Raw genomic sequence first — 23,642 nt, 5'->3', positions numbered from 1 at the left:
GTCTCGGTCCGTCATACTGGGCCTTTCGGTTGTATCCCAGTGGATACAACATCGAGCGCAATATGAACAGCCCGTCCTAGTAGTCGCGTTCGATGAAGATGCCGATGCCGGTGTTGCCATCGCCGCTGACCGAGCCGCGCGCCGTGATGTTCGGTGTCAGGTCGATGTTCAGTGACACTTCCGGCCCGTCGGCACCGCCCACCGTGACGTCGGTATAGACGTTTTCGGACAGGTAGCGCCCGGCGCGTACGGCGGTGTTGCCGTCCTCATCCGAGGCCACATCGAGGTCGTCGAGCCCGAAAGAGCCGCGCAGTTGCGACACGATCCCTTCGCCGCCCGCACCGGCAAGGCTCGCGACGGCGCTGGCCAGTTGCAGCGCCTGAAAGGCCGACAGCTGGCTGATGTCGCGGCCAAAGATGATCTGGGCCAGCACCTGGTCCTCGGGCGCTTCGGGCGTCGCTTCGAACCGGACATCGGGGTCGTCGGCGGGGCCGTCCACGATGATGCGGGCGGTGCCGGTCGAGGTGTCGGTTTCCACGACGAACAGCAGGATCGGTTCGAACCGGCCCTGCAGCGTGACGCGCCCCTCATCCAGAATGAAGCGTTGTGCGAGGATGCTGAGCCGCCCACGGATCAGGTCAAATTGCCCGGTCGAGATGATGTCGGCGGTGGTGCCGGACAGGCGCAGCTGGCCCCCAGCTCTGCGTCGAGGCCCCGGCCCCGGATGAAGATGCGGTTGGGGGCGTTGATCGTCAGGTCGAGGGGGTAGGCGGCGCCAGTGCCGCCACCTCTGCTGTCGTCCTGAACCAGCCCGGCGCGCGCGCGGGTGCGCATGACGGGGCGGGTGGCGCCGATATGGGTGATGTCCGGAATGGCCCCAAAGCTGGCGATACCGCTCGATGGCACCTGCACATTCGTTTCATCCAGGTTCAGTTCGCCGGAAATGGCGGCGCCACCGGTCAGTGGGCCGCTCAGGTTGATCTGGCCATCAACGGTTGTGGAATAGAGCGTCGGGTCCCGAAGCACGACCGAGTTCAGCGCAACGGCCAATTGTGCCGGGTAGCTGCCGTTGAGCGTAATGGGGCCGGAGACGCTGATCGCCCCGCCTTCGGCAATGGAGGCATTGAGGTCGAGTGCCGCTTGGCCGCCCGACAGACGCACTGCGCCGGAGAGGTCCGAGATGGACACGGGCAGGTTTGGCGTGGCAGCCCGCGCGCCTTGGGTCGTGATCTGGCCCGAGACCGAGCTGAGCGCGGGTGGTCCGTTGACGGCCAGATCGAACTGTGCGGCGCCGATGATCGTGCGCGGGGCGATGAACGGGTTGATCAGGCCCAGTTGCAATTGCCCTTGGGTGTTCAGGTCCAGCGTGCCATCAGGTTGGACCCGCCCGGCCGCGGTTGCTGTCGTGCCCGACGGTCCGGCAATCTGCGCGTCGATGTCGTACGCGTCGCCGACCTGTTGCAAGCTTCCGTCCACCGACGCGCCGCCATTCAGACCAGGCACCAGTGGCGCCACGTTGGGCAGGCTGAGCGCGTAGCGCGCCGCGGCGACGCCGTCGGTCAGCGATGCCGACACGCGGCCCGTGCTGCTGTAGGGGCCGGCCACATCCGTGACCACGTCCCAGCCGCTTGGCGTCTGCGTCAACGTGCCGTCGACGTTCAGCGGCCCGCTTATGCCCGGCGCAAGGGCCGCAACGTTGGGGACCGTCAGATCGAAATCGGTGACAAGCGCCCCTTCGAACGTTCCCGACAGGGTGCCGGTGCTGTCGTAAGGGCCGCTCAGTGCCGTATCGAACGCCCACCCATTCGTCGTTTGACGCAAATCGCCGTTCAGCGCGGCACCACCGGGCACACTCGGGGCAAAGGCCGACAGGGTCGGTGCGGACACGTCATAGCGCGCCGAAAGCCGGGTGCCGTCGAAGAGGCCTGTAACGGCGGCTTGCGCGTCCGCCGGGCCGTTGATGTCCGTCTCAAACTGCCACGCGCCGTCCCTTTGTGCAGCCGTGGCGTTCAGGCGCACCGGTTCGGTGATTTGTGGCACGAGGCGCTCAAGGTCGGCGACCACGGCCTCGAGCGAGATGTCTGTCTGATCACCGGAGATGCGCGCGGTGCCGGTTGCCGAGGTCTCGAGCGGTCCGGTCAGTCCGCCGGAGATGTCCCAGATTTCACCGGATTGTGTGGCCGTGCCGTCGACGGTGATCGGCCCCTCGACTGCATCGGTGACGAGGCCCACATCCGATAGCGACGCGTTGAATTGGGCGACGGACGCGCCGGTTTGCAGATCGGCGGATGCTGTCAGGTCGAGTGCTGCGTTCTGAAGCGTCAGTCGGTCGAGGAACGTACCGGTTGTATCGCGCCGCGCCGCCAGCACCAGATCAGTCTGCCCAGCGAGCAGCGTATCGGCTTGCGCAATGCCAAGCCCCAGGTCACGCGTTTGCCCGTTCACTTCCACATCGAAAAAGCCCCCGAGGGCCGCCGTGCCGGAGGCGGACAGGTCGCCCGCGCCGGACAAATCGAGGCCCACCAGCTCTGCAAAAGCGGACAGATCCTGCGCTGCGAGGTTCGTATCGAATGCCGTTTCGAACCCTTCGTCAAAGCCGTCTACCTCGACCGTGCCGCCAAGTGTCCAGGCAGCACCCGTCAGGGCGAGGTCGCTCAGTTGCAGCGGCGCCTCATCCGCGTAGGCGATGTTGAGCCCGCCGCGCACCTCTTGGCCCACCGCGCGGGCGAGGCCGGGGTCCGACAGGTCAATCCCGGTCGCCGCCAGATCCAGCCGTCCGTTCAGCGCGCCAATGGCGCCCACCGCACCGCTGAGCGTGCCGTCAAAAGTAAGTGTGACATCGTTCACCGCGTTGCCGCCCTGATCCAGCCCCGCGGCGGTGATGCGCGCCTGCAGGTCGTCGCCTTGCCCGGTGTCAAACGCGATGTCGAGCACGGCCTCGGCCACGCGCGCGCCATCCGCGCCGGGGATCGCGACGGGAGTGCCGTCGGGATCGCGCAAGGTCCCTTCGATATCCAGCAGCGTTGGCCAGCCATCGCTGTTCAGCCGCGCCTCACCCGCAAGCTGGAGGGACCGCGCATCAAGTGCAAAGGTGTCGAGCGCAAGTGCGCCGTCCGCATCGGTGCTGCCCCGTGCCTCAAGGCCCACATCCGTGCCGAAGAAATCCCGGTATTCCGGCAGGACAAGCGCCGATATGTCGCCGTCCAGAGCGGCGTCGAACGCCATCGGCCCGCCTGCTTCGCTTTGCAGGGCCAGCGTGCCAGCCAATCGTGGCGCATCGTCGGTGCGCAGATCAAGGGTTGCATTGAAGTCGCTGAGCGCGCCAGATCCCTCCACCGCCAAATCGACGCTGGGACGGTCAGGCAGGTTCAAGAGACCGGAGATCAACCCGTCCGCCGCCTCGCTCAGACCGAGGTCGAGAGTCAGGTCGCGGGTGTCGTTGGCATAGGCCGCAGAGACATCAAAGCTGGCCCGTGGTCCGTCCGTGCGTGTGGCGTTGATCGTGGCATTGCCCGCGCCATCGGCCAGTTCCGCAGCGCCCGACACCGATAGTACCGCAGCCTCGCCCAGCACGGGCGCGCCCAAAGACACTGCACCCAGATCAAGCTGTGCGATACGAATAGCTGCGGGCAGGTCGGGCAGGGCGAAGGGTGTCGCCTCTGGCGTTGGCAGATCATCGGCTTGGGGCACCGGCAGGCGGGGTAAGTCGATGCGGGCGGCGCGCAGCTCCTGAATGTCGATCGTGGCGCGGAAGAGGGCAGAGCGGTTCCACTGCATCGCCACGTCTTCGAGCGTCAGCCAGATGCCTTCGCTGTCGGCGATGGTGATGCGTTGGATCGTGGCGCGGCTGCTGAGCGCTCCGGCAAAGCCGTCGATGCGCACGGTGCGTCCCTCGCCGCCCAGGCTGTTTTCCAGGAGGCCGACGAGAAACCCGCGATCCTCATCGTCTTGTGCGAGCGCGGCAAGGGGCCAGAGCAACATCAGGGCTATGCAGACGATCCGGCGCATCAGAATGCCTGCCCGATGCCGATGTAAATTTCGACCCCTGAATTGTCGCCGGGGCCGGAACCGGGCAGGGCGACGTCAAAGCGGATGGGGCCGATACCGGTGTCATAGCGCACACCGGCGCCGAAGCCCGTGTGCCACTCGCCTTCGCCGTCAAAGAAGCTTTCGGATCCGATATAGCCCGCGTCGTAGAAGCCCACGACCGAGAACCGGTCGCCGGTCTTGACCCGCATCTCGCCCGACAGCCCGACGAAAGAGCGCCCACCAATGGTCACGCCGGGGCTGAGTTCGACGCCCAGCGATTGGTAGTCCTGCCCGCGCACGGTGCCGCTGCCGCCGGAGAAGAAGAGGAAGTCGGCCGGCGCCTCTTCGATGGATGGGCCCGCGACCGATCCAAACAAACCGCGGGCCGCCAGCACGACGCGCTCGCCCAGCTTGCGGTAGGTGCGCAGGTCAAGGGTGGTCACGATCCCGTCGCTGGTGCCGTCGATGTTGATGAAGGGGCGCAGCGAGGCCTCTGCATAGTAGCCCGAGGTCGCGTTAAGCTCGTTGTCGCGGCGGTCGAACTTGGCGCTGAAGGGGAATGTCAGGATTGTGTAGTCCCGTTCGCCCAGATCATCGCGCGTCTCGGCCCGTTGCAGGCCGATGCCATAGCTATATTCGCGGTCCTCGCTCGCGAAATAGACGGTGCTGAATTCCAGCCGCGCGGTGCGGGAAAACAGGTTCGGATCGTCGCGCTGCTCGATCTCGGCCAGCAGGACAGCCTCAAGATCGGTGCGCCATGTGGCTGGACGGGACAATTGTGCGCCCAAGCGAAAATCCACGCCTTCGGTGTCACCACCGACGCCCGAGATTTCGCCGTCGATCTGCAGGCGTTCTGCGCCGCCAAAGATGTTGCGGTGCAGCCAGAGCGCGCTGACGCTGAGGCCGTCGGTGGTGCCGTATTCCGCGCCGAAGCTGTAGCGGCGGGGCAATTGGTCGGTGATCTGTGCGGTCACGTCCAGCGTGCCGTCCGGGTTCGGCGTCTCGGCTTCGGTCAGGCTAGCGCTGGCAAAGGTGCCTGTGCGGCGGAACCGTTTTTCGACCAGATCCAGCGTATCGGGGTCAAAGACCTCTCCGCTGGGCCAGCCTGCAATCTCGCGCAGGCGCTTTTCGCGGACGTTGCTCTTTCCCTCGATGTTCAGGCGGCCAAGGCGCAACCGCGGGCCCGGATTCAGCCTGATGTCGGCGTTCAACTGGCCTGCGGGGTGGTTTGCGATGATTTGCTGGCCCGATACTGCGGCCTTGGCATGACCCTGTTGGCGCCATCCTTCTATGCCCGCTTCGGTGGCGGTGCGCAGGGCGCTCACATTGGCGGTTTCGCCCGGCGCGACCTGGAAGACCGGCTCGGTGCCCGTTGCAATGGGGCTGACCGTGACGGTGCCGAAGGTAAAGACCTTGCCCGGATCGACGGTCACGACAACGGTGTTGACCGCGCGCGGTGCTGCAACAGGTGACAGGCTGGCCGCCTCGCGCCCATCGACGGTGATCGAGATGGTGGGACCGAAATAGCCCTTGTCATAAAGCAGTCCGATCAGGCGTGCGTAGTCCGCTTGCGCGGCGCTGATCACGTCGATGGCACGGGGGGCCGTCTCTTCGTCTTGCAGGCTGGCAGTCAGGGAGGCCGCGCGCACTTCATCCGCCAAGTCACCAGGGGCGCGAACGTCGACAGTGAGAGCCAAAAGGGCCCCGGGTGCGCCACAGGTGGCGCTGATCACTGCCAATACCTGGCAGACAGTCCGATACATCGCAGCACTCCACCGCGCGCAGCGCGCGGGTCTTGGTTATCACGTCAATGCCAAACTTGTGCGCAAGGTTCCAGCGCAGATGAGTGCATGGGCGGGATCGTGATCAGGTTGTCACGTAGCCCGCCACCACTTGCAGCAACCTGAACGCGGTCGCGGCGTCGTTTTCGACCACGGCCATGAACTCTTCCTCACCGATGCGCAGGCAGGTCAGATCTCCCTTGGCACGCATGTCGAGCGCGCGCGGTTCGCTGCGGATCAGCCCCAATTCGCCCACCAGTGCGCCGGGGCCGACGGTTGCGATCAGCGTGTCCTCTGCTCCGTCCTGCGGCAGCAGCAGGTCCGCCTCGCCCTCGGTCACCATATAGGCGCCGTCGGTCGGGTCATCGTTCTTGTGAAAGACGTATTCGCCCGGTTGCGCGCTGTACCACCGCGCGCCGAAGGCCAGCAGGCGCAATTGCCGCCGCTTGAGCCCGGCAAACATCGGCGCTTGCCGCAGTGCCTCGACCTTGCGCGCCAGATCGGCGCTGGCATCGCTGCCGATATCCGCCCGTTCGCCCTCGGCCCCCTGGAGGCGGCCTTGCACCACCTCGAGATGGGTGTCGAAGGCCTGCTCGTCCTCGAAGGACGTGCCAAGGAAGACAAGCGTGGCCTCGGGCAGAAGTTCGCGCAGTTTTTCAATCAGGGCCGTGCGGATGTCTTCGCCATAGCTCGCCATCGGTTCATCAAGGATCAGGATGTCGGGGCGTTTGATTGTTGCACGACTGATCGAGAGCGGTTCGGCGAAGAGAGCGGGCAGATTGGCCCCACCCAGCGCGATGGGCACGTCAAAGACAAGCTCCAGGACCAGATGGTTCACGCCCGCCTCGGTCAACACATCCACGACGATGCCGCGCAGATCGTCCGCGCGCGCGCCCGCGCTGTCCGCGACCTTGCCGAACAGTGCGTTTTCCAGGACGGACAGGCCATGCACATGCTTGCCCGCCTCGATTGGGACAAAGATATCTTCCATCTGCTCGCGCAGCCGCTCCCCGTGTTCCATCCGCATATCCAGCACGCGCTGGCGCACTTCTTCGGGGAAGGCGGCAGCGACCTGTTCCGCGGTGACGTTGGTGGGGATGCTCAAGAGCAGCGCCAGTTCCTTGTCGGTGATCTCCGATCCGGGCGGCTTGCGCTCCACCAGGTCCAGGGCGGCGTTGTAGATTTCCGCCTCAAGACCGACGCGGCGAAAGAGCGGATGATCGGTGCCGTTCGGGCCAAAGGTCTGGCGGAGCATTTCCAGGATGTTGCGCGACAGCACTTCGAGGTTCGAGGCCAGCGACAAGTCGTGCAGCAAGCGGAGGAAGTCGAGCTTTGCCTCGATCACGTCGGGTGTGATGGTCGTTTTTCGCGTGGCATACAGCAGGTTTTCCGCAATCGGGAGCGCCGGGTTGTAGCGGTCCGGATCAAAGCTGTGGACGTATCGATCAAGTCCTGCCTTGGCGACGGCGGCCGCAACCTTGGGACGCAATTCAACAAGGGTGCTGGCGAGTTTCGCGTTCCTCTCGGCGTCAAAGGTTTGGTCCATGGTGCGTCGTGTCAGCGCGTCGCCGCAGCCGCTGCCTTCGATCAGCGCGTACCACCAGGCTCGCAACGCGTCCTTGTCGGGCACGCCCGCGATGCCGGGATCGAGCCATTTGGCCTCCAGCATGTCGGCACTGTTGCCTGCGCGCAGAGCTTCGCGGCTGAAAGCACTTTCTTCAGCCGGTTCGGTCGGGGCGAGCCGCATGGGCATCATCACGTTTTGCCCATAGGTCCCCTGAAACATGATTGGGCGCGACGTGGCGTGGCCAATCCGCTTGGCAATCACGGTCTGATGCAGGCTGCGGATGTCGTGACCGGCCAGGGTCACGGATCCACTTGTCGGCAGGGTCTCGCGCGTCAGCACCTCCGCCAGGGCGCGCCGGTCTTCGTCGTTGGGTGCGGTGATCCCGATGCTTGTCCCCGCGGGGACAGTCAGCGAGATGTCCTCGAGCACGGCATTGCCATCGCCGTCGCGCACGGTGACCTGATCCAGCACGATGTCGCCGGTCAGGCGCGGCGTTTCAGGGGCTGGGCCATAGAACAAGTTATCGTCGATCATGCCTGCGGGTGCAAAGCGTTCGGTGATCGTCTCCCACCGCAGGGACATGTCGGCGACCTGGTTGTAATAGGCCAGCAGCTCTTTCCACGGGCTCGACAGGTCTTTGTACGCGGCAAGTGCGGCAACCAGCGCGCCGATGGTCACGTCGCCCTGGATCACCAGATAGCCACCGATGGAGAAGAAGAAGAACGGCGTCAATTGCGTGATGAAGTTGTTGAGAAACTTCATAAAGAACTTTTTCTGGTAGATTTCGAAGCGGATCGCAAAGAGCGCGCCGAGCCGGTTGCCGATCATCGCCATCCGGTAACGCCAGCCGCCGTTGACGCGCAGCGTACCTGCCCCGGCGGCCCCTTCGCCGATCTCGGCTGCAAGCGCGCGGACCTCGATCACCCGGCTTTTGTTCAGCAGGTTGATCTGGCGTTGCAGCTTGGGGATCAGCCAGGCCTGCAGTGGGATCAGAGCGATTGCCGCCAGTCCAAATGCGACCGACTGGAAAAAGAGAAAGCCGAGTATGGTCAGCATCTGCCCGGCCTGCAGCACCGGTTGGGCGATGGCATCGCCCATCAGCCCGCCCATCGGTTCGCTTTCGGCGGTGACCATGCTGACCAATTCGCCCTGGCTGGTGCGCTCGAAATAGGGCTGCGGGAAACGCAGGATGCGCGCGATCAGGGTGTAGCGAAAGCGGCGCAGCAGCCGTTCGGCCAGCACCCCCTTCATCGTGTTGATGCGCATTTTCAGCAGGCCATGGCACAGCACGGCCAGGAGGAACCCGCCACACAAGATCATCAGATAGGTGATCTGATCGAAATCGAACCCGTAGGCCGAAACTGTAGGCGAGCCCGAACCGATGGCATCGTTGATGATCCGCTTGGGCAGTTCGAGCGTCAGGTAGAGCAGCGGGAACAGCGTCAACGTGACCGCGAGCAGGATCAGTTGGTCGCGCTTTGAATAGATCCAGATAAATCGAAAGAGGGAGCGTTCTATGGTGCCGGTCCACGTACTGAAAAGGGCAGGCAAAACGCCCTGCGTTAGCCTATCAACGGGCTGCGCTGGAAATCAATGGCCTGTCATCTTGGCGGACTGGACGATTGCGGCATGGCCCGGCCCGCCCTAGGGTAAGGGTGGAAGGAATGCGAGAGGTACAAGTTGACCGATCCCGTCACATTTGCCCTGGTCCTGTTGTTTTTGCTGCAGGTCAAGCATCTGTTCGCCGACTTCTATCTGCAAACGCCACGGATGCTGGCGAACCGGGGGGTGTATATGCACGTCGGTCGGTTGCAGCATGCGGGTCTTCATGGTGTTGGTTCGCTGGTTGCGATGGTGTTGGTTGGCGTACCGGTCTGGCTGGCGCTCGTGGTCGCCATCGCGGAGTGGATCGCGCATTTCCACATCGACTGGGGCAAGGGATGGTGGTCCGAACATACGGGCCATGACCCAAGCCAGGGCGGGTTCTGGCGCGCCTTTGGGCTGGATCAGGCGGTGCACCAGTGGACGTACCTGATCATGGTCTGGGCCGTCTTGCCTTAGCGGTCATTCGGCGGCGGCACGCAGCTTGATCGCTGCGAATGTCGGGACGGGGTCGGCATAGCCCTTGAGCGGGATCGCCTGCCGCGTTTCGAACCGGACGTTGTCCAGCCCTTTGCTCGCCTCGTGCATGGCGCTGTCAAGCAGCACCTGACCCGGCTCGGCCTTGTTGCACAGCCGTGCGGCCACGTTCACCGCAGGTCCAAGTGCTGTGTAATCCATCCGGTCCTTGGCGCCCATGGCACCCATCACCACTTCACCCGGGGCTACCCCGATCCCCACGTGTAAGTCGTATTCCTGGAAATTTCGTGAGCAGCCCCTGCATCGCCGCGATCACTTCGACCGCACAACCGACGGCGCGCCGCTCCATCGCGTCGCCTTCGAACATCGCCACCAGTGCGTCGCCGATGAACTTGTCGACGTCGCCATGATGGGCGTTGACGATCGCGGTCTGCACCTCGAATATTCGTTCAGCGCTTCGATCACGACCTCTGGCGCGACGCGCTTTGAAAAGGCGGTGTAGCCGCGGATGTCGGTGAAGATCACCGAAACGCGCTTGCGTTCCCCACCGCGAGACACGCCCGCGTCCGCATTCTGAATGGCAGACACCGTGCCTTGGCGGACAAATTTCATCAGCTGCAGACGCTCGCCCAGTTCCGAGATCATTGTGTTCACGCGGCGAGACAGCTGCCCGATCTCGTCATGGCTGTTCACGTCATCGACGCGGGCGGCAAAGTCTCCGGCCCCCATGCGTTCCACGGTCTCGCCAATCGCAAGGATGGGCCGTGCCAGACGGCGGGCAAAGATCAGCGCGCCGATGCTGGCCAGCGCAAAGCCCAGTGCCCCGGTGATCAGGACCTGACGTGTGATCGCATTCGCGACGGCATAGGCGCTGTCCTCGGTCAGTTCGGTCACGACCGCCCACTAAAACCAGTCGGGAAAGGGATAGACCCCAAGCGCAGCCGTTCCATCCGGGCGCGTGTCGCTTTGCAGCGCATTGGCGCGCGCGCCTGCCACCATCAGGGGCAAGGCCGATTGCACGATGTAGCGCCCTGACATGTTGGTTTGCTCGTCGACAAGGACGGTGCGGCCCGCTTGGTCGATCACCGTGATCTCACCGCGCTGGGCAAAGGGGTGTTGGTCCACCAGTTGGGCCAGGCCCGACAATTCGATCCGCGCGGCCAATGTCACCTGCCGCCCTGCGATAGGTGTGTTCAGGGGCAGCGCCAAGGTTGCCAGCCAGTCCCTCGTCTCTGGCATCTGCGAGATGAGGGGGCGACCATATTGCCCCGTTTCTTCGATGTTCTTGATCAGCTCAGATGGCACGGTGAGGGCCTGCACTGGATCGACGCCGAGGGCTTCGAGCTTTTGTGAAAACGCCTGATCCGTCGCCATGATGGGCAGGTTTGATCCGGCCACGGACGGTTGCAATGACATGACACCCGGCAATTCCTGCAAGCCGAGGGTCAGAAGCGACACCTTTTGCGGCACGTCCAGTTCCGGGCTGTCGATCCCGTTGCGGATGACCATGAGCGGTGACAGCCACCGCCCTTGGTAGGTGGTGTCGAACTGGGTCTGAAGCTGGGCCGCGACCGTTGTCAGATCCTCATTTGCCGCTGATTTCAACTCGTCCCGTGTCAGCTGTGTGAGGTTCTGGCCCACGATGGCCAGGGGCGCCACGGCCAGCAGCGTGGCGATCAAGAAAAACTTGAGACGCAGGGGAAACCACATGGTCGTTAAAGTACCTCATTCACTGGTGTCTGGATGCGCCACAGTTCGGTGTCTCACTCGCCGCGCGGAGTTGCGATCACTATGGCCGTGTCGGATGTGATGCCGCTGGGCAAGCCTGTGCTATCGCGGGCCGTGAACGTCACCGTGTAGGCGCCGGGCGCCGCATAGGCGTGGCGCAAGATAGCGCCTGTCGCCGTTGTCCCGTCGCCAAAGTCCCAGTCTACCGTCACGCTGTGACCATCCGCATCAGACGCTCCCGAGGCATCAATGACCAGGACGTCATGGGCCGCGCCGACGGGCGTCGTCCTGTTAGGTCCGGCGTCGATCTGGGGTGCGGTGTTGACCAGAACGGTCAGGTTGTCCTGTCCCGTGTCGCAGGCTGCACCGCTGTCATCGCGCACTGTCAGTTTCACCGCGACAGGGCCGCTTTGGTCAAACCGGCGCGTCACATGAACGTCTGCGAGGGTGATGCAGTCACCGAAGCTCCACCTGTAGTCTGTCAGCACGCCGTCGATGTCGCCAGACTGGGCCGCGCTGAAGGACACGGTATCGCCGGGGTTCACGACCTGATCCGGACCCGCAACGGCCCTTGGCGCGGCGTTCACGCGGACATAGACCTCTTCCCGCCAGCTGCTGTTGAGCAAACCGCGCCCATCATCCAGGGCAACGGATACCGGAGAGAGGCCCGGCTTGGCAAAGCCATGGGTCGTGCGCGCGCCCTCTGCCGTTGTGCCGTCCCCGAAGGTCCATGACACGGATGTCCCGCGCGCTGCGTTGACGCTCCAGTCCTGCGCGACGGCGGGGCACATTTGACCTGCAACGGCCAGCCCAACTGTGGGTGGTGGATTGACCGTAACACGCGTCGTTGCAGTTACATCCGAGTTACCGACGGCGGCATCATCCGTCACGGTGAGGCGCACGGTGTAATCGCCCGGCGCTGTAAACACATGCGCGGCAACGACGCCCATGGCGGTCGTGCCGTCCCCGAAATCCCATGCAAATTGCGTCAGCGCGCCATCACTGTCGGTTGAGGCCGCGGCGTCAAACACAATAGCCTGTCCTGCTGCAACCATATCGGGCGCCTTGATCACCGCGCGTGCGGCGGCATTCACGCTGATCTGTCGCCGTGTTTCCAGCTGTTTCAGGCCGGATTCGGCTCCGGTCAGGGCTGTGCGCAACGTCACCCTATAGCCGCCCGGCTCCGCGAAGACGTGGCTCACCTTTGCCCCCGACGCGACCGTTCCATCGGAAAAAGGTTCATGTGTGGTCTGTCACCTGGGCGCTGTCCAAGCCCTGTACCTCGGCCGCACATGCTGCGGGCAAACCCGCTGCCGCCCGGTCTTGCGCCGCAATGGTTTGTGATGGGGCTGGCAGGACCGTGAAATGTGCCGTGTCTGTATCAAGAGGGGAGCGATTGCCGATCGCTTCCCCCTGTATGGTGAGCGTGACCGTGTATGTGCCCGGTGTTTCGAACCGGTACTCGGGGCGCGCGCCGCTCGCCGTCCCACCGTCCCCCATTATCCTGCTGAAGGCATTGACCGCGCCGTCGCGGTCGGTGGAGCGTGAGCCGTCGAACCGAATTGATTGGTTGGCATAAACGGTCAGATCGTCGCCCGCGTGTGCAATCGGCCCTTTGCGCACCAGGACCGCCACGCGGTCCATGTCACGGCCCCACTCCGTGTCCTTGCCATTGCGTATGCGGAGTGTGACCGCAGAGGCCCCCGGCGTTTCGTAAATCTTGCTCGGATTGACCAGATCCGATGTCGTTCCGTCGCCAAAGTCCCATTGGTAAAGCAGCAGCCCCCCGTCGGGGTCGATACTGTCGCAGGCATCGAACAGGATGGACTTGCCCGAGCATACGGCGCGGTTGCCACCGGCCTCTGCCACTGGGCGCGCATTGACAACGACCGTGGTCGCGTGGATGGCGGTGGCGTTGGACATTCCCAAACCATCGTCAATCTGTAGGGTCACCGGAAACGTGTCGGACCGGGGATAGACATGCGTGATCTGTTGGCCGGTGCGCGGCGGTGAGCCGTCGCCGAAATCCCACGTGTAGATCAGCGCGTCGCCATCTGCACCCGCGGATCCGGAGCCGTCAAAGGCGACTTGCAGAGCATCCGTTTCAATGTCCGGCCGTGCATCGGCCACGGGTGCGGCGTTGACCCGCACCGTGATCCTGTCGGACACCGTTGAGTTTGCGACGCCTGCGCTGTCCGTCACCACCAGCTGCGCGGTCCAAGTGCCGGGTGTGGCATAGCTGCGTTCGACTTGGGCCAGTTCCTGGTCCGCAAACCCGTCGTCGAAGGTCCACTGATACTGCACAATCTGTCCGTCGGGATCAAAGCTGGCGCTGGCGTCCAGGATTACCGGATCACCTGGTGCAACCAGCCTGTCCGCGCCCGCCTGCGCCACGGGCGCGTCGTTCACGGTGACAAACACCTCGTCATTGTCCGCTGCGGCGCCGCCTGAAAAATTGTCCTCGACTCGCAGGCCGATCCGGTAGGTTCCCGGGGCGTCGATCTGGTGGTCGACACGTTCCTGCGTGGCGGTGGTGCCGTCCGGCAGCCGCCAAACGTAACTTGCAATCGCACCGTCCGGATCGACCGAGGCGTGGGCGCTCAGAACAAAATCCTCGTCCGGGGCGACGACGAGGGCCGGGCCCGCGTCGGCGATTGGCGCTGCGTTCACAGTGACGCGCATCGTGTCGCGGTGGGTGTTGAGCGGCGCGCCACTGTCGTCGCGCACCACGAGCGCCACCTCGTATACACCGGGCCGGGCATAGGCGTGGGTGGGGCGCGGTCCTGTCGCTGTCGCGCCATCGCCGAACTCCCACGCATAGCCGGATATCTCGGCGTCCGTTCGGCTCCTCGGGTCGTCAAGACCAGCCCCTCATTCTGCCCGATCTCGATCATTTGGTCCCGGTTCGACACCGTCAGGCCGGGCGCATCGTAGTTCAGGAAGCGCGCACCTGTTTGACCGGCATTTGCAGTTCCATCCCCGGCACCACGACCGCCGGAGAGGAAATGGCATTAAACTCGAGGATATAGGGCCAAAGATCGGGATCATTCAGATGTTCGCCGACAATGCCCCGCAGCGTATCACTCGCCGTGAACACAATGGTTTCCAGCGGTGCATCCAGATCAGAACGGCTTTGCGCAGAGGCAAACGTGGCGATGACCGCCAGACACGTACCGAAATTCAGGCGCATCAGCGCCGAACAAGAAATTCCAAAGACACCCAAAACACATCCCCCAGGTTGGGTGACATCAACAATTCCTTCGCGAATGGTCCGGATGTCTCGACAGGTTGACGTTGAGGCAAGACATATTTTCTACCGAAGGTAGATGGTGTGACGGTCACGCCAAAGACACCCCAACGCGCCGCTCGTGTTTGGCCCGGAAAGACAAGTGTTGTGCTTCTGGATCCTGATGCTTCGAATAGGCGCGGCCCGGTCGGTCAGATCGCCGGAGGTCACGGCTGACACATCCGCCAATGTATGGTCCTGCAGAACGCCGCAAAGCGACCGCAAAGAGGCGGTGGCCGGTGTCGCCGGGGCGCACGCACGTTTCACCTCACCGCCCGCCGTTTCATTCTCTGCATTGACAGATCATGCGTCCACTGGCTCACATGATGAAAATACTCAGTGAGAGGACGAACCATGATGAAGACCCGCGCCGCCGTTGCTGTCGAAGCCGGCAAACCGCTTGAGATCATGGAGGTCAATCTGGACGGCCCGCGCAAGGGCGAGGTGCTGGTCGAGATCAAGGCGACCGGCCTGTGCCATACCGACGAATTCACGCGGTCCGGTGCAGACCCGGAAGGGATATTCCCTGCAATCCTCGGCCACGAAGGCGCAGGCGTGGTGATCGAGGTGGGCGAGGGGGTGACGACGCTTGAAGTGGGCGATCACGTCATCCCGCTCTACACGCCGGAATGCCGCGAATGCGAATACTGTCTGAACCCGAAAACCAACCTTTGCCAAAAGGTCCGCGCGACCCAGGGGCAGGGTCTCTTGCCTGACGGGTCCACCCGGTTCTCCATGCTCGATGGCACACCGATCCATCACTACATGGGCTGCTCGACCTTCGCCAATCACACCGTCGTCCCCGAGATTGCACTGGCGAAGGTCCGCAAGGACGCCCCCTTCGACAAGGTCTGTTACATTGGCTGCGGTGTGACCACCGGCATAGGCGCCGTCATCAACACCGCCAAGGTCGAGATCGGCAGCACGGCCGTTGTCTTCGGTCTCGGCGGCATCGGCCTTAACGTGATCCAGGGCCTCCGTCTTGCGGGCGCAGACCAAATCGTCGGCGTCGATTTGAACGACAGTAAGGTCGAGATGGCCACGCATTTTGGCATGACCCACTTCGTGAACCCCTCAAAGGTCGATGGCGATATGGTCGCCCATCTGGTCGAGCTCACGGGCGGTGGCGCCGACTATACCTTCGATGCCACCGGCAACGTGGACGTCATGCGGACCGCCCTCGAATGCGCGCACAAGGGATGGGGCGAGTCGATCATCATCGGCGTGGCCCCCGCGGGCGCGGAAATTTCGACACGCCCCTTTCAACTGGTCACGGGCCGCGTGTGGCGCGGCACAGCCTTTGGTGGCGCAAAAGGGCGCACCGATGTCCCGAAAATCGTGGACTGGTACATGGACGGCAAGATCGAGATCGACCCGATGATCACCCACAAGCTGACATTGGACGAAATCAACCACGGTTTTGATCTGATGCACGAAGGCAAGTCGATCCGGGCCGTGGTCGAATTCTGAAAACCGTAGCGTTCTGAACAAAGAAACGCCGCGTACCTGTCGGGTGCGCGGCGTTTTTCTTGATGTCTTTTCGCGATTCAGCGCGTCACGGATGCCCGCGCCATACGTTCAGCGATCCCGTCCGCCGACAGCGACGATTTCGGGCCGCCTTCCAAGCGGCGCTTTTCCGTCACACGCGCGCTGATATAGCCGAATGCGACGACAAAGCCCAAAGTCCCAAACGTCAGAATTCCGAGGCCAATACCCATGGTCTTTCCTTCCTTTGTGTTTGTGATCAGATAAAAGGGATACGGGCTTCCCGTCGAATGGATCAGATTTTTTCAAATTTTTTGCTGCAACTTCAATGGCATACAATGGTATGCCAGTATTATCTGATCAGGTAGATGACCAAGCCCCAGAAGAGGCACATGCCCACGAGACCGAATTGCGCGGCACCGATGCTGAGCAAAAACAACGCGATAAGGGTGCCAAACACGATCCCCCGCTGGCGTCCGGGCGGCTCTCTTTCAATCCACGCAACCACGTCGTCGGTCGCCCGCCCGCGCCACAGGCTTGCGATCAATGCCGCCGCCACATCCCGGCAGCGGATCCACATCTGGGACAAGAAAGTCTCCATGCTGCCAATATACCCATGCCGACACGCGGGCTCAACGCAAGTGACGTCGCGATCTGCGACCCCGTTGGCGTGATCTGCAGGTTTCCGGGAAGGCGCAGGTCGCCTAGTCTACGTCCAAACCGACCTTGTTTAGGAGCGCGCGATGAAACTCACGGTCAACGGGACAGAGCATGAGGTGGATTTCGAAGATGACATGCCCCTGCTTTGGGTCCTGCGGGATGAGCTGAATATCAAAGGCGTCAAATACGGCTGCGGGGTCGCGCAATGCGGTGCATGCACCGTGCATATTGACGGCGAAGCGGTGCGGTCCTGCCAAACCGCAGCCGCAGATGTCTGGGGCGCGGTGACAACGATCGAAGGGCTGGGCACACCTGATGCGATGCACGCTGTTCAGGCGGCTTGGGTCGATCATCAGGTTGCCCAATGCGGCTACTGTCAGTCCGGACAGATGATGCAGGCCGCCGCCCTTCTTGCGGCAAACCCCGCCCCAACGGACGCCGATATCGACGACGCGATGAACGGCAATCTGTGCCGGTGCGGGACATATCCGCGGATCCGTGCCGCGGTCAAAACTGCCGCCACCAAACTGCAGGAGGTGTAGAGATGAGCCGCATCGGAAAAATCGCCCGCCGATCCTTCCTTGTCGGATCCGCCGCTATCGCTGGCGGCGTGGCTTTTGGCTACTATGCCTACAAGCGCCCCGTTTCGAACCCGCTGCTCGCTGATCTGGCGGACGGTGAGGCCGCGCTGACGCCTTACGTGAAAATTGACGCGACCGGCATCACCCTGATCACCCCGCGCGCCGACAGCGGGCAGGGGGCCTATCATGTGCAGGCTGCCCTGATCGCTGAAGAGTTGGATGTCGAGTTGGACCAGATCCGTGTCGATCCCGGTATGCCCGATCCGGCCTATTACAACACCGCCCTCAGCGCCGAGGCGGCCCCGTTCCGATCCACCGATGACGGGCCTGTCGCCGACACCACGCGCGGTATCATGGACGCGATGATGAAGTTTATGGGCCTCCAGATCACCGGTGGGTCCACCACAGTGCCCGACAGCTTCGAAAAGCTACGCCTGGCCGGAGCCGTTGCGCGCGAAACGCTCAAGGCCGCGGCGGCCCAACAGACCGGCGCCAATGTCGCCGATCTGAGAACCGAAAATGGGGCCGTGATCCTGTCGGGCGGCGGCCAGTTGTCCTATGTCGAGCTTGCGGACACCGCGGCAGCGCTCGATCCGGTGAACGATGTCACCCTACGCGATCCTTCCACCTGGCGACTTGTCGGCAAAGAGATGGAGCGCATTGATATTATCGCCAAATCCACGGGCACGCAGCGCTATGGGATTGATCTCGAGATGAAGGACATGGTCCACGCCTCTGTCCGCACCAGCCCGCGCCGGGGCGCGATGAACAGCTTTGACGCCACCGCCGCCCGCGACATGCGCGGGGTCCTCGACGTGGTCGAGATATCCGACGGTGTGGCCGTGATCGCCGACAACACCTGGCGCGCCATCCGGGCCGTGAACGCCGTCGCCATCGACTGGGCACCCGCATCCTACCCCGCAGAACAGGCGGAGCACTGGCACGCACTGTCCGACAGTTTCAACGCGGATCAGCAGGACAGCCGCTTTCGCGACGACGGCAATGTCGATGCCGCGCTTGAAGGGGCCGAGGTGATCGAGGCCGAATACCGCGCGCCCTACCTCGCCCACGCGCCGCTCGAACCGATTTCGGCGGTGGTAAAAGTAACCGACGACCGTGCGGACGTCTGGACCGGCACGCAAATCCCGCGTTTTGTGCAGAACAACGTGGCCAATCTGACTGGCCTCGATGCCGATCAGGTTTTTGTCCATGTGCAGGTGATGGGCGGCAGCTTTGGTCACAGGCTCGAGGACCGGGTCGTGCGTGAAGCGACCGAGATCGCGACGCAGATCAAGGGCACTCCGGTCAAGCTGACCTACAGCCGGGAAGAGGACACGCTTCAAAACGACACCCGACAGATCGCCATGGCGCGCGGGCGCGGGGTGGTCAAGGATGGCAAGGTTCACGCCTACGACCTCGGCATCGCCATGCCCTCCGTCATCGCCAGCCAGATGGGGCGGCAGGGCCTGCCTACACCGGGCCCTGACCTTCAGATCGTCGCTGGTGCATGGGAACAGCCCCTGGAGATCCCGAACTACCGGGTCACGGGCTACCGCGCGCCCGAACTGGCACCCATCTCAAGCTGGCGGGCAGTCGGGGCGTCGACCAACGGGTTCTTCCACGACGTGTTCCTGGATGAGCTGATCCTTGCCGCGGGCGCCGATCCCATGGAAGAAAGGCTGCGCCTGTGCTGGCACGACCCCTCGCGCAAGACGCTGGAAGCGGTGGCCGAGATGTCGGGTTGGGGCAACGACATTGCCCCGAACAAGGGGCGCGGCGTCGCCTTCTGCATGTCGTTTGGCGTGCCAACAGCAGAGGTGGTCGAAGTCACCAACCTGGATGGCGCCATCAAGATCGACAGGGTGTGGGTCGCTGCCGAAGTGGGACGCGTCATCGACCCTATCAATTTCGAAAACATGGTGCAGGGCGGCATCAACTGGGCACTGGGCCACGCGATGAATTCGGAAATCACCATCTCCGACGGGATGGCAGAGCAGCGGAACTACTACGACTTCGAAGGGATGCGGATGGCCCAGGCCCCCGAGATCTTTGTCCAAGGTCTGGAAAACGGAGATACGGTGCGCGGCATGGGCGAGCCGATGGTGCCGCCCGCTGCCGCCGCCCTGTCCAACGCGATCTTTGCCGCGACAGGTCAACGGGTGCGGGACATGCCCATGGTCAAGCACATCGACTTCGTCTAAGCGCAGCGGAAATCCGTAAGGCGGAGGTGTCCTCCGCCCTACAAGCTCACGCGGTTGTCAGGCCCAGCCCTGACAGAGCGCGGATATGGCCGATGACATCGTCAACGCCTTTGCCGTGACGCAGAGCCGCGAACACAAACGGCCGCTGACCGCGCATCCGCTTGGCATCCCGTTCCATCACCTCAAGAGACGCGCCCACATGGGGGGCCAGGTCGATCTTGTTGATGATCAGCAGGTCGGATTTGGTGATCGCAGGGCCACCCTTGCGGGGTATCTCCTCGCCCGCCGCCGTGTCGATGACATAAAGGGTGATGTCCGCCAATTCCGGAGAAAACGTAGCCGACAGGTTGTCGCCGCCGCTTTCGATCAGGATCGCCTCGACTTCGGGATGTCGCTCTCGCATTTCGGCCACGGCGGCCAGGTTGATCGACGCATCCTCGCGGATGGCCGTGTGCGGGCACCCACCCGTTTCGACCCCTATGATCCGATCCTGCGGCAGGATTTGACGGCGCATCAGCTCCTCCGCATCTTCCTGGGTGTAGATGTCGTTGGTGATCACCCCGATCGAATGCTGTTCCTTCAGCGCAGCGGCCAGGGCGGCGGTGAGCGTCGTCTTGCCCGCACCCACGGGGCCACCGATGCCGATGCGAAGCGGTCCATTAAGCTGTGTCATGTGCGAAAGATCCTCGGTTGCAGGGTTTCATGGCGCATGGCTGCAATATCAGCAGCAAAGCTGGTGGATGAAAGGGCCGCGAGCGGCGTTTTCTGCGCGTCCCGTGCGGTCCGCGCTATGACAGGGGACAGGGCGGCCAAAACGGTCTGCGCATCCGTCTGGCCAAGGGGCATTGCGCGCTGCGCCACCGAAACCAGGTTCGACCCGAAGGCATGCAGGTAAAGCGGCAGGGTCTGATCCAGCGGGATGCCCACAGCGCGCGCTGCCGATCCAACCCCAACAGGATAGGTCAGGCCGCTGATCTCGATCTCCCAGACAGCACGGGCCGTGTCGCAAAACGCACGGCCTTGCAGGTCCGTTTCCTTCAACCGCTCCGCTCCGGCGGCAAAAGCGCGCGCCGTTGCATCGACATAGGTCGGGTCATCCACAGCGTAGGCCGCCGCAAGCAGCACGGCATCCGCGCGCCCGGACCCAAGTTCCAATACGTCGCCCAGCCAGGTGCGCAGCGTGTCCGCATCCGTGACGGAGCCGTCCGCAATCACCTGTTCCAGCCCGTGGGAATAAGCAAAGGCCCCGACGGGAAAGGCGGGCGACAGCCACTGCATCAGGGTCAGCGCATGGCTCATGTGTGGCTGTGCGAATGGTCGTGGCCATGGGTTCGCCCATGCCCATATGCGCCGCCCTCGGGCGTAAACGGCTCGACAACCTCGCGCGTCGTGGCGCCGATCTTGGCCAGCATATCGGCCATCACGTGGTCCCGCTGAATCAGCAGGCGCGTGTCTTCGATCTGGCACGGGGTGTGGCGGTTGCCGATATGCCAAGCGATGCGGTGCAGGCTCTGGCCAGTGACTTCCAAGAGCTGCTCCGGCGCCGCGTCAATCCTGATCTCGGCCTTGTCAGTGGTGATCAAGGCGCCACCATGATCCAGCGATGTAGTTTGTGGAAGGTCGACCAGCAGTTGCGCGCCAGAGGCGAGGGTCAGAACCTTGCGCCGCAAAAAGCGGTCTTCGTAAGTGAGCGACACGTGGTCGCTCACCTGACCATGGGTGTGATCGTGGTAGTGCTGCGCGGTCAGCATGGGGATACCCCCAAGCTTACGACCAATCCCCGTTGATCATGATCTGCCGCGCGGCTTCGCGCCGCTTCAGCCCGCGCGCCCTGAGTTCGGCATCGCTGAGGGCATATACGGCTTGCGTTTGCACCAGCGCGCCGTGGGGCAGGCTGATGCTGGACAGGAAAGCGGCGATCCGCTGCATAAGGGTCATGGGACACCTGTTTTGTTACTCTTGCGTCGACATATGCCCCCAATCTCGGTTTCGACAGGGTGTCAGGCGCATGTCGGCTGACCACTCGGTGCATAGCTGGCGTTAAATCTCCATTCAGCATTGTTGGTGATGATCGGAAGCATGTCCTACCATCCGCCCATTGTCGAAAGCCTGGCCGAAGAATTGGTCGCAATTCGCGCAAAGCAGGCTGACATGAAACGGCGCGAGGCGGAGCTGAGTGATGCGCTCCTCTCACTGGTCGATCAGCGAGACAAGACAGTCCAAATTCCGACTGCCACTGCCATTGTTCGAATTGAACAGAAGGTAACAACGCGTTTCGATGCGAAACGCTTGCCAAAGCACATTTGTGACGATCTGAGGTACCGGACAAAGTCGGAAACAACCTATGTCCGCGTCCTTTCCCCAGCACCGCGAGCCAGCGTTCGCCGAAGTGCTGACATCGCCGAAGCAGACGATGCCGATTTGATAGAACGCTTCTGAGTAACGGCAAACTGGTCAAAACAGAAAATACCGCTGCGCCATGGGCAGCACCTCGGCAGGCTGGCACGTCAGCAATTCCCCGTCCGCCCGCACTTCGTAGGTTTCGGGATGCACCTCAACCTCCGGGGTCGCATTGTTCAGCTTCAGGTCCTTCTTCCCGATGTTTCGCGTGTTCTCAACCGCCACCGTGTCCTTGGCCAGCCCAAGCGACGCGCCAATCCCCTCGGCCTGCGCGGCCGTCGACACAAACGTCACAGCAGACCGCTCGACGGACCGACCATACGCCCCGAACATAGGCCGGGTGTAGACCGGCTGCGGCGTCGGGATCGACGCGTTGGGATCCCCCATCTGGGCGCAGGCGATCGTCCCGCCCAGCAGCACCATCTCGGGCTTCACTCCGAAAAACGCGGTGTTCCACAGGCACAGATCGGCCCGCTTGCCGACCTCGATGCTGCCGATTTCGTGGCTGATCCCGTGCGCAATCGCTGGGTTGATCGTGTATTTCGCGATATAGCGGCGCACGCGCATATTGTCGTTGTCGCCGGTTTCTTCGGGCAGCGGCCCACGCTGTTTCTTCATCTTGTCCGCCGTCTGCCAGGTGCGGATCAACACCTCGCCCACACGCCCCATCGCCTGACTGTCCGACGCGATGATCGAAAACGCGCCCATGTCGTGCAGGATGTCCTCGGCCGCGATGGTCTCACGCCGGATACGGCTTTCGGCAAAGGCGACGTCTTCGGGGATCGACTTGTCCAGATGGTGGCAGACCATGAGCATGTCCAGATGCTCTTCCAGCGTGTTCACGGTGAAGGGCCGCGTGGGGTTGGTGGAAGAGGGGAGCACATGCTCCTCCCCGCAGATCTTGATAATGTCCGGCGCGTGCCCGCCGCCCGCACCCTCAGTGTGAAAGGCGTGGATCGTGCGGCCCTTCATGGCGGCCACGGTGTTCTCCACGAATCCGCTCTCGTTCAGCGTATCCGTGTGGATCATCACCTGCACGTCCATGTCATCGGCCACAGACAAGCAGCAGTCGATGGCGCCCGGCGTCGTCCCCCAATCCTCGTGCAGCTTCATCGCACACGCGCCCGCCTTCACCTGCTCTTCCAGCGCCGCCGGCAGCGACGCATTCCCCTTGCCCGCAAAGGCCAGGTTCATGGGAAACGCATCCGCCGCCTGCAACATCCGCCCCAGATGCCACGGCCCCGGTGTCACGGTTGTGGCCAAGGTCCCGTGCGCAGGCCCCGTGCCACCGCCCAGCATCGTCGTCAGGCCGGAGTGCAACGCATCCTCGATCTGCTGCGGACAGATGAAGTGGATGTGGCTGTCAAAGCCCCCTGCGGTCAGGATCTTACCCTCACCAGCAATGGCTTCGGTCCCCGGCCCGATGATGATGTTCACGCCGGGTTGCGTGTCCGGATTGCCCGCCTTGCCAACGGCGGCGATGCGCCCGTCCTTCAGGCCCACATCGGCCTTGTAAATGCCCGTCCAGTCCACGATCAGCGCGTTGGTGATGACCGTGTCGACGGCGCCGTCGGCGCGGGTGACCTGAGACTGCCCCATCCCGTCGCGGATGACCTTGCCGCCGCCGAACTTGACCTCTTCACCATAAAGCATGGCGTTGTCGCCACTGCCCCCGGTCGCGGCCTGGCCCGCCCCCTCGGCGGTCAGGTCCCGCTCAACCTCGATAAACAATTCGGTGTCGGCCAGACGCACCTTGTCGCCCACAGTGGGGCCGAACATGGCAGCATAGTCGCGGCGGGAGATGGATGTGGGCATGTCAGCCTCTCACTTCAGTAAACAGTTTCA

At 63.2% G+C, this 23,642-nt stretch carries 21 protein-coding genes and 3 pseudogenes; 5 read left to right on the top strand and 19 right to left on the bottom strand.

Annotated elements, in window-relative coordinates:
- Positions 1-76: 76 nt before the first annotated feature.
- The 4 genes from BWR18_RS21405 to BWR18_RS11145 all read right to left on the bottom strand — a co-directional run bounded on the left by BWR18_RS21405 (position 77) and on the right by BWR18_RS11145 (position 8,928).
- Positions 77-658 (bottom strand): translocation/assembly module TamB domain-containing protein, encoded by a 582-nt coding sequence (locus BWR18_RS21405; RefSeq protein WP_254684975.1) that lies wholly within the window; start codon positions 656-658, stop codon positions 77-79.
- The gene (locus BWR18_RS22110; RefSeq protein ID WP_254684844.1) at positions 634-4,008 is read right to left on the bottom strand and encodes a translocation/assembly module TamB domain-containing protein; all 3,375 of its coding nucleotides are present in this window, start codon (positions 4,006-4,008) and stop codon (positions 634-636) included. Before BWR18_RS22110 ends, BWR18_RS21405 begins: the two co-directional genes overlap by 25 nt.
- Positions 4,008-5,690: an autotransporter assembly complex protein TamA gene (locus BWR18_RS11150; protein WP_172839376.1), complete on the bottom strand. Its 1,683-nt coding sequence runs from the start codon at positions 5,688-5,690 to the stop codon at positions 4,008-4,010. Before BWR18_RS11150 ends, BWR18_RS22110 begins: the two co-directional genes overlap by 1 nt.
- 205 nt (positions 5,691-5,895) lie before the next feature.
- On the bottom strand, positions 5,896-8,928 hold the full coding sequence (locus BWR18_RS11145; RefSeq protein ID WP_076628263.1) for an ABC transporter transmembrane domain-containing protein: 3,033 nt from the start codon (positions 8,926-8,928) through the stop codon (positions 5,896-5,898).
- A 129-nt stretch (positions 8,929-9,057) separates the two neighbouring features.
- Here BWR18_RS11145 and BWR18_RS11140 point away from each other — a divergent pair, with 129 nt between their 5' ends.
- A complete protein-coding gene (locus BWR18_RS11140) occupies positions 9,058-9,438 on the top strand; it encodes a DUF3307 domain-containing protein (protein ID WP_076628261.1) in 381 nt (126 codons plus the stop codon).
- 3 nt (positions 9,439-9,441) lie between these two features.
- Here the strand turns inward: BWR18_RS11140 and BWR18_RS11135 are convergent.
- The 8 genes and pseudogenes from BWR18_RS11135 to BWR18_RS11110 all read right to left on the bottom strand — a co-directional run.
- Positions 9,442-9,720 (bottom strand): annotated as a pseudogene (locus tag BWR18_RS11135) (adenylate/guanylate cyclase domain-containing protein); the annotation flags it as partial.
- A 48-nt stretch (positions 9,721-9,768) separates the two neighbouring features.
- On the bottom strand, positions 9,769-10,350 hold the full coding sequence (locus tag BWR18_RS11130; RefSeq protein ID WP_076628257.1) for a HAMP domain-containing protein: 582 nt from the start codon (positions 10,348-10,350) through the stop codon (positions 9,769-9,771).
- Positions 10,351-10,359: 9 nt separating this feature from the next.
- Positions 10,360-11,166, bottom strand: coding sequence for a hypothetical protein (locus BWR18_RS11125; protein ID WP_076628255.1), 807 nt, complete (start codon positions 11,164-11,166; stop codon positions 10,360-10,362).
- Positions 11,167-11,219: 53 nt separating this feature from the next.
- Positions 11,220-12,350 carry a PKD domain-containing protein gene (locus BWR18_RS22280; RefSeq protein WP_368073651.1) on the bottom strand — a complete coding sequence of 377 codons (1,131 nt, stop codon included), beginning with the start codon at positions 12,348-12,350 and terminating at the stop codon, positions 11,220-11,222.
- A pseudogene (locus BWR18_RS22385) lies at positions 12,345-12,407 on the bottom strand (hypothetical protein); the annotation flags it as partial. The gene BWR18_RS22280 and the pseudogene BWR18_RS22385, both read right to left, overlap by 6 nt.
- A gap of 16 nt (positions 12,408-12,423) precedes the next feature.
- The gene (locus BWR18_RS11115; protein WP_368073650.1) at positions 12,424-13,866 is read right to left on the bottom strand and encodes a PKD domain-containing protein; all 1,443 of its coding nucleotides are present in this window, start codon (positions 13,864-13,866) and stop codon (positions 12,424-12,426) included.
- A 3-nt stretch (positions 13,867-13,869) separates the two neighbouring features.
- Positions 13,870-14,016 (bottom strand): annotated as a pseudogene (locus tag BWR18_RS22380) (PKD domain-containing protein); the annotation flags it as partial.
- A 103-nt stretch (positions 14,017-14,119) separates the two neighbouring features.
- Entirely contained in the window at positions 14,120-14,374 is a 255-nt protein-coding gene (locus tag BWR18_RS11110; RefSeq protein ID WP_076628251.1) for a hypothetical protein, read from the bottom strand.
- 453 nt (positions 14,375-14,827) lie between these two features.
- Between BWR18_RS11110 and BWR18_RS11105 the strand changes: the two genes are divergently transcribed.
- Positions 14,828-15,940, top strand: coding sequence for an S-(hydroxymethyl)glutathione dehydrogenase/class III alcohol dehydrogenase (locus tag BWR18_RS11105; RefSeq protein WP_076630263.1), 1,113 nt, complete (start codon positions 14,828-14,830; stop codon positions 15,938-15,940).
- Positions 15,941-16,017: 77 nt separating this feature from the next.
- Here BWR18_RS11105 and BWR18_RS21650 read toward each other — a convergent pair whose 3' ends face one another.
- Positions 16,018-16,188, bottom strand: a complete 171-nt coding sequence (locus BWR18_RS21650) for a hypothetical protein (protein WP_157598713.1) — start codon at positions 16,186-16,188, stop codon at positions 16,018-16,020.
- A 119-nt stretch (positions 16,189-16,307) separates the two neighbouring features.
- The gene (locus BWR18_RS11100) at positions 16,308-16,556 is read right to left on the bottom strand and encodes a hypothetical protein (RefSeq protein WP_076628249.1); all 249 of its coding nucleotides are present in this window, start codon (positions 16,554-16,556) and stop codon (positions 16,308-16,310) included.
- Between the two features lie 142 nt (positions 16,557-16,698).
- Between BWR18_RS11100 and BWR18_RS11095 the strand changes: the two genes are divergently transcribed.
- Positions 16,699-17,157, top strand: a complete 459-nt coding sequence (locus BWR18_RS11095; RefSeq protein ID WP_076628247.1) for a (2Fe-2S)-binding protein — start codon at positions 16,699-16,701, stop codon at positions 17,155-17,157.
- A 2-nt stretch (positions 17,158-17,159) separates the two neighbouring features.
- The gene (locus BWR18_RS11090; protein WP_076628245.1) at positions 17,160-19,397 is read left to right on the top strand and encodes a xanthine dehydrogenase family protein molybdopterin-binding subunit; all 2,238 of its coding nucleotides are present in this window, start codon (positions 17,160-17,162) and stop codon (positions 19,395-19,397) included.
- 46 nt (positions 19,398-19,443) lie between these two features.
- Here the strand turns inward: BWR18_RS11090 and ureG are convergent, their stop codons facing one another.
- Genes ureG through BWR18_RS21645 form a run of 4 tightly spaced genes read right to left on the bottom strand, consistent with a single transcriptional unit; the run spans position 19,444 to position 21,335 of the window.
- Complete coding sequence (gene ureG / locus BWR18_RS11085; protein ID WP_076628244.1) at positions 19,444-20,070, bottom strand: urease accessory protein UreG; 627 nt, start codon at positions 20,068-20,070, stop codon at positions 19,444-19,446.
- The gene (locus BWR18_RS11080; protein WP_076628242.1) at positions 20,067-20,696 is read right to left on the bottom strand and encodes an urease accessory protein UreF; all 630 of its coding nucleotides are present in this window, start codon (positions 20,694-20,696) and stop codon (positions 20,067-20,069) included. The genes ureG and BWR18_RS11080 overlap by 4 nt, the downstream gene beginning before the upstream one ends.
- Positions 20,693-21,148: an urease accessory protein UreE gene (locus BWR18_RS11075; protein ID WP_076628240.1), complete on the bottom strand. Its 456-nt coding sequence runs from the start codon at positions 21,146-21,148 to the stop codon at positions 20,693-20,695. The genes BWR18_RS11080 and BWR18_RS11075 overlap by 4 nt, the downstream gene beginning before the upstream one ends.
- Positions 21,149-21,164: 16 nt before the next feature.
- Positions 21,165-21,335 carry a hypothetical protein gene (locus BWR18_RS21645; protein WP_157598712.1) on the bottom strand — a complete coding sequence of 57 codons (171 nt, stop codon included), beginning with the start codon at positions 21,333-21,335 and terminating at the stop codon, positions 21,165-21,167.
- Between the two features lie 141 nt (positions 21,336-21,476).
- On the opposite strand from BWR18_RS21645, the gene BWR18_RS11070 reads away from it, so the two are divergent.
- Positions 21,477-21,836 (top strand): hypothetical protein, encoded by a 360-nt coding sequence (locus BWR18_RS11070; protein WP_157598710.1) that lies wholly within the window; start codon positions 21,477-21,479, stop codon positions 21,834-21,836.
- Positions 21,837-21,851: 15 nt separating this feature from the next.
- Here BWR18_RS11070 and ureC read toward each other — a convergent pair whose 3' ends face one another.
- Positions 21,852-23,612: an urease subunit alpha gene (gene ureC, locus BWR18_RS11065; protein WP_076628236.1), complete on the bottom strand. Its 1,761-nt coding sequence runs from the start codon at positions 23,610-23,612 to the stop codon at positions 21,852-21,854.
- Positions 23,613-23,642: the final 30 nt, after the last annotated feature.

Origin of the sequence: Tateyamaria omphalii (assembly GCF_001969365.1) — a bacterium.
Lineage (GTDB): Bacteria > Pseudomonadota > Alphaproteobacteria > Rhodobacterales > Rhodobacteraceae > Tateyamaria > Tateyamaria omphalii_A.
This window is presented reverse-complemented; position numbering and strand designations above follow the sequence as displayed.

What these genes read in the sequence shown, in the direction of transcription:
- BWR18_RS11110 (WP_076628251.1), bottom strand. Translation starts at nt 14,374, where the DNA reads ATGCGCCTGAATTTCGGTACGTGTCTGGCGGTCATCGCCACGTTTGCC.
- BWR18_RS21650 (WP_157598713.1), bottom strand. Translation starts at nt 16,188, where the DNA reads ATGGGTATTGGCCTCGGAATTCTGACGTTTGGGACTTTGGGCTTTGTC.
- BWR18_RS21645 (WP_157598712.1), bottom strand. Translation starts at nt 21,335, where the DNA reads ATGACCCTTATGCAGCGGATCGCCGCTTTCCTGTCCAGCATCAGCCTG.
- BWR18_RS22110 (WP_254684844.1), bottom strand. Translation starts at nt 4,008, where the DNA reads ATGCGCCGGATCGTCTGCATAGCCCTGATGTTGCTCTGGCCCCTTGCC.
- BWR18_RS11095 (WP_076628247.1), top strand. Translation starts at nt 16,699, where the DNA reads ATGAAACTCACGGTCAACGGGACAGAGCATGAGGTGGATTTCGAAGAT.
- BWR18_RS11090 (WP_076628245.1), top strand. Translation starts at nt 17,160, where the DNA reads ATGAGCCGCATCGGAAAAATCGCCCGCCGATCCTTCCTTGTCGGATCC.
- BWR18_RS11075 (WP_076628240.1), bottom strand. Translation starts at nt 21,148, where the DNA reads ATGCTGACCGCGCAGCACTACCACGATCACACCCATGGTCAGGTGAGC.
- BWR18_RS11125 (WP_076628255.1), bottom strand. Translation starts at nt 11,166, where the DNA reads ATGTGGTTTCCCCTGCGTCTCAAGTTTTTCTTGATCGCCACGCTGCTG.
- BWR18_RS11080 (WP_076628242.1), bottom strand. Translation starts at nt 20,696, where the DNA reads ATGAGCCATGCGCTGACCCTGATGCAGTGGCTGTCGCCCGCCTTTCCC.
- BWR18_RS11115 (WP_368073650.1), bottom strand. Translation starts at nt 13,866, where the DNA reads ATGCGCGTCACTGTGAACGCAGCGCCAATCGCCGACGCGGGCCCGGCC.
- BWR18_RS11070 (WP_157598710.1), top strand. Translation starts at nt 21,477, where the DNA reads ATGTCCTACCATCCGCCCATTGTCGAAAGCCTGGCCGAAGAATTGGTC.
- ureG (WP_076628244.1), bottom strand. Translation starts at nt 20,070, where the DNA reads ATGACACAGCTTAATGGACCGCTTCGCATCGGCATCGGTGGCCCCGTG.
- ureC (WP_076628236.1), bottom strand. Translation starts at nt 23,612, where the DNA reads ATGCCCACATCCATCTCCCGCCGCGACTATGCTGCCATGTTCGGCCCC.
- BWR18_RS11105 (WP_076630263.1), top strand. Translation starts at nt 14,828, where the DNA reads ATGAAGACCCGCGCCGCCGTTGCTGTCGAAGCCGGCAAACCGCTTGAG.
- BWR18_RS11100 (WP_076628249.1), bottom strand. Translation starts at nt 16,556, where the DNA reads ATGGAGACTTTCTTGTCCCAGATGTGGATCCGCTGCCGGGATGTGGCG.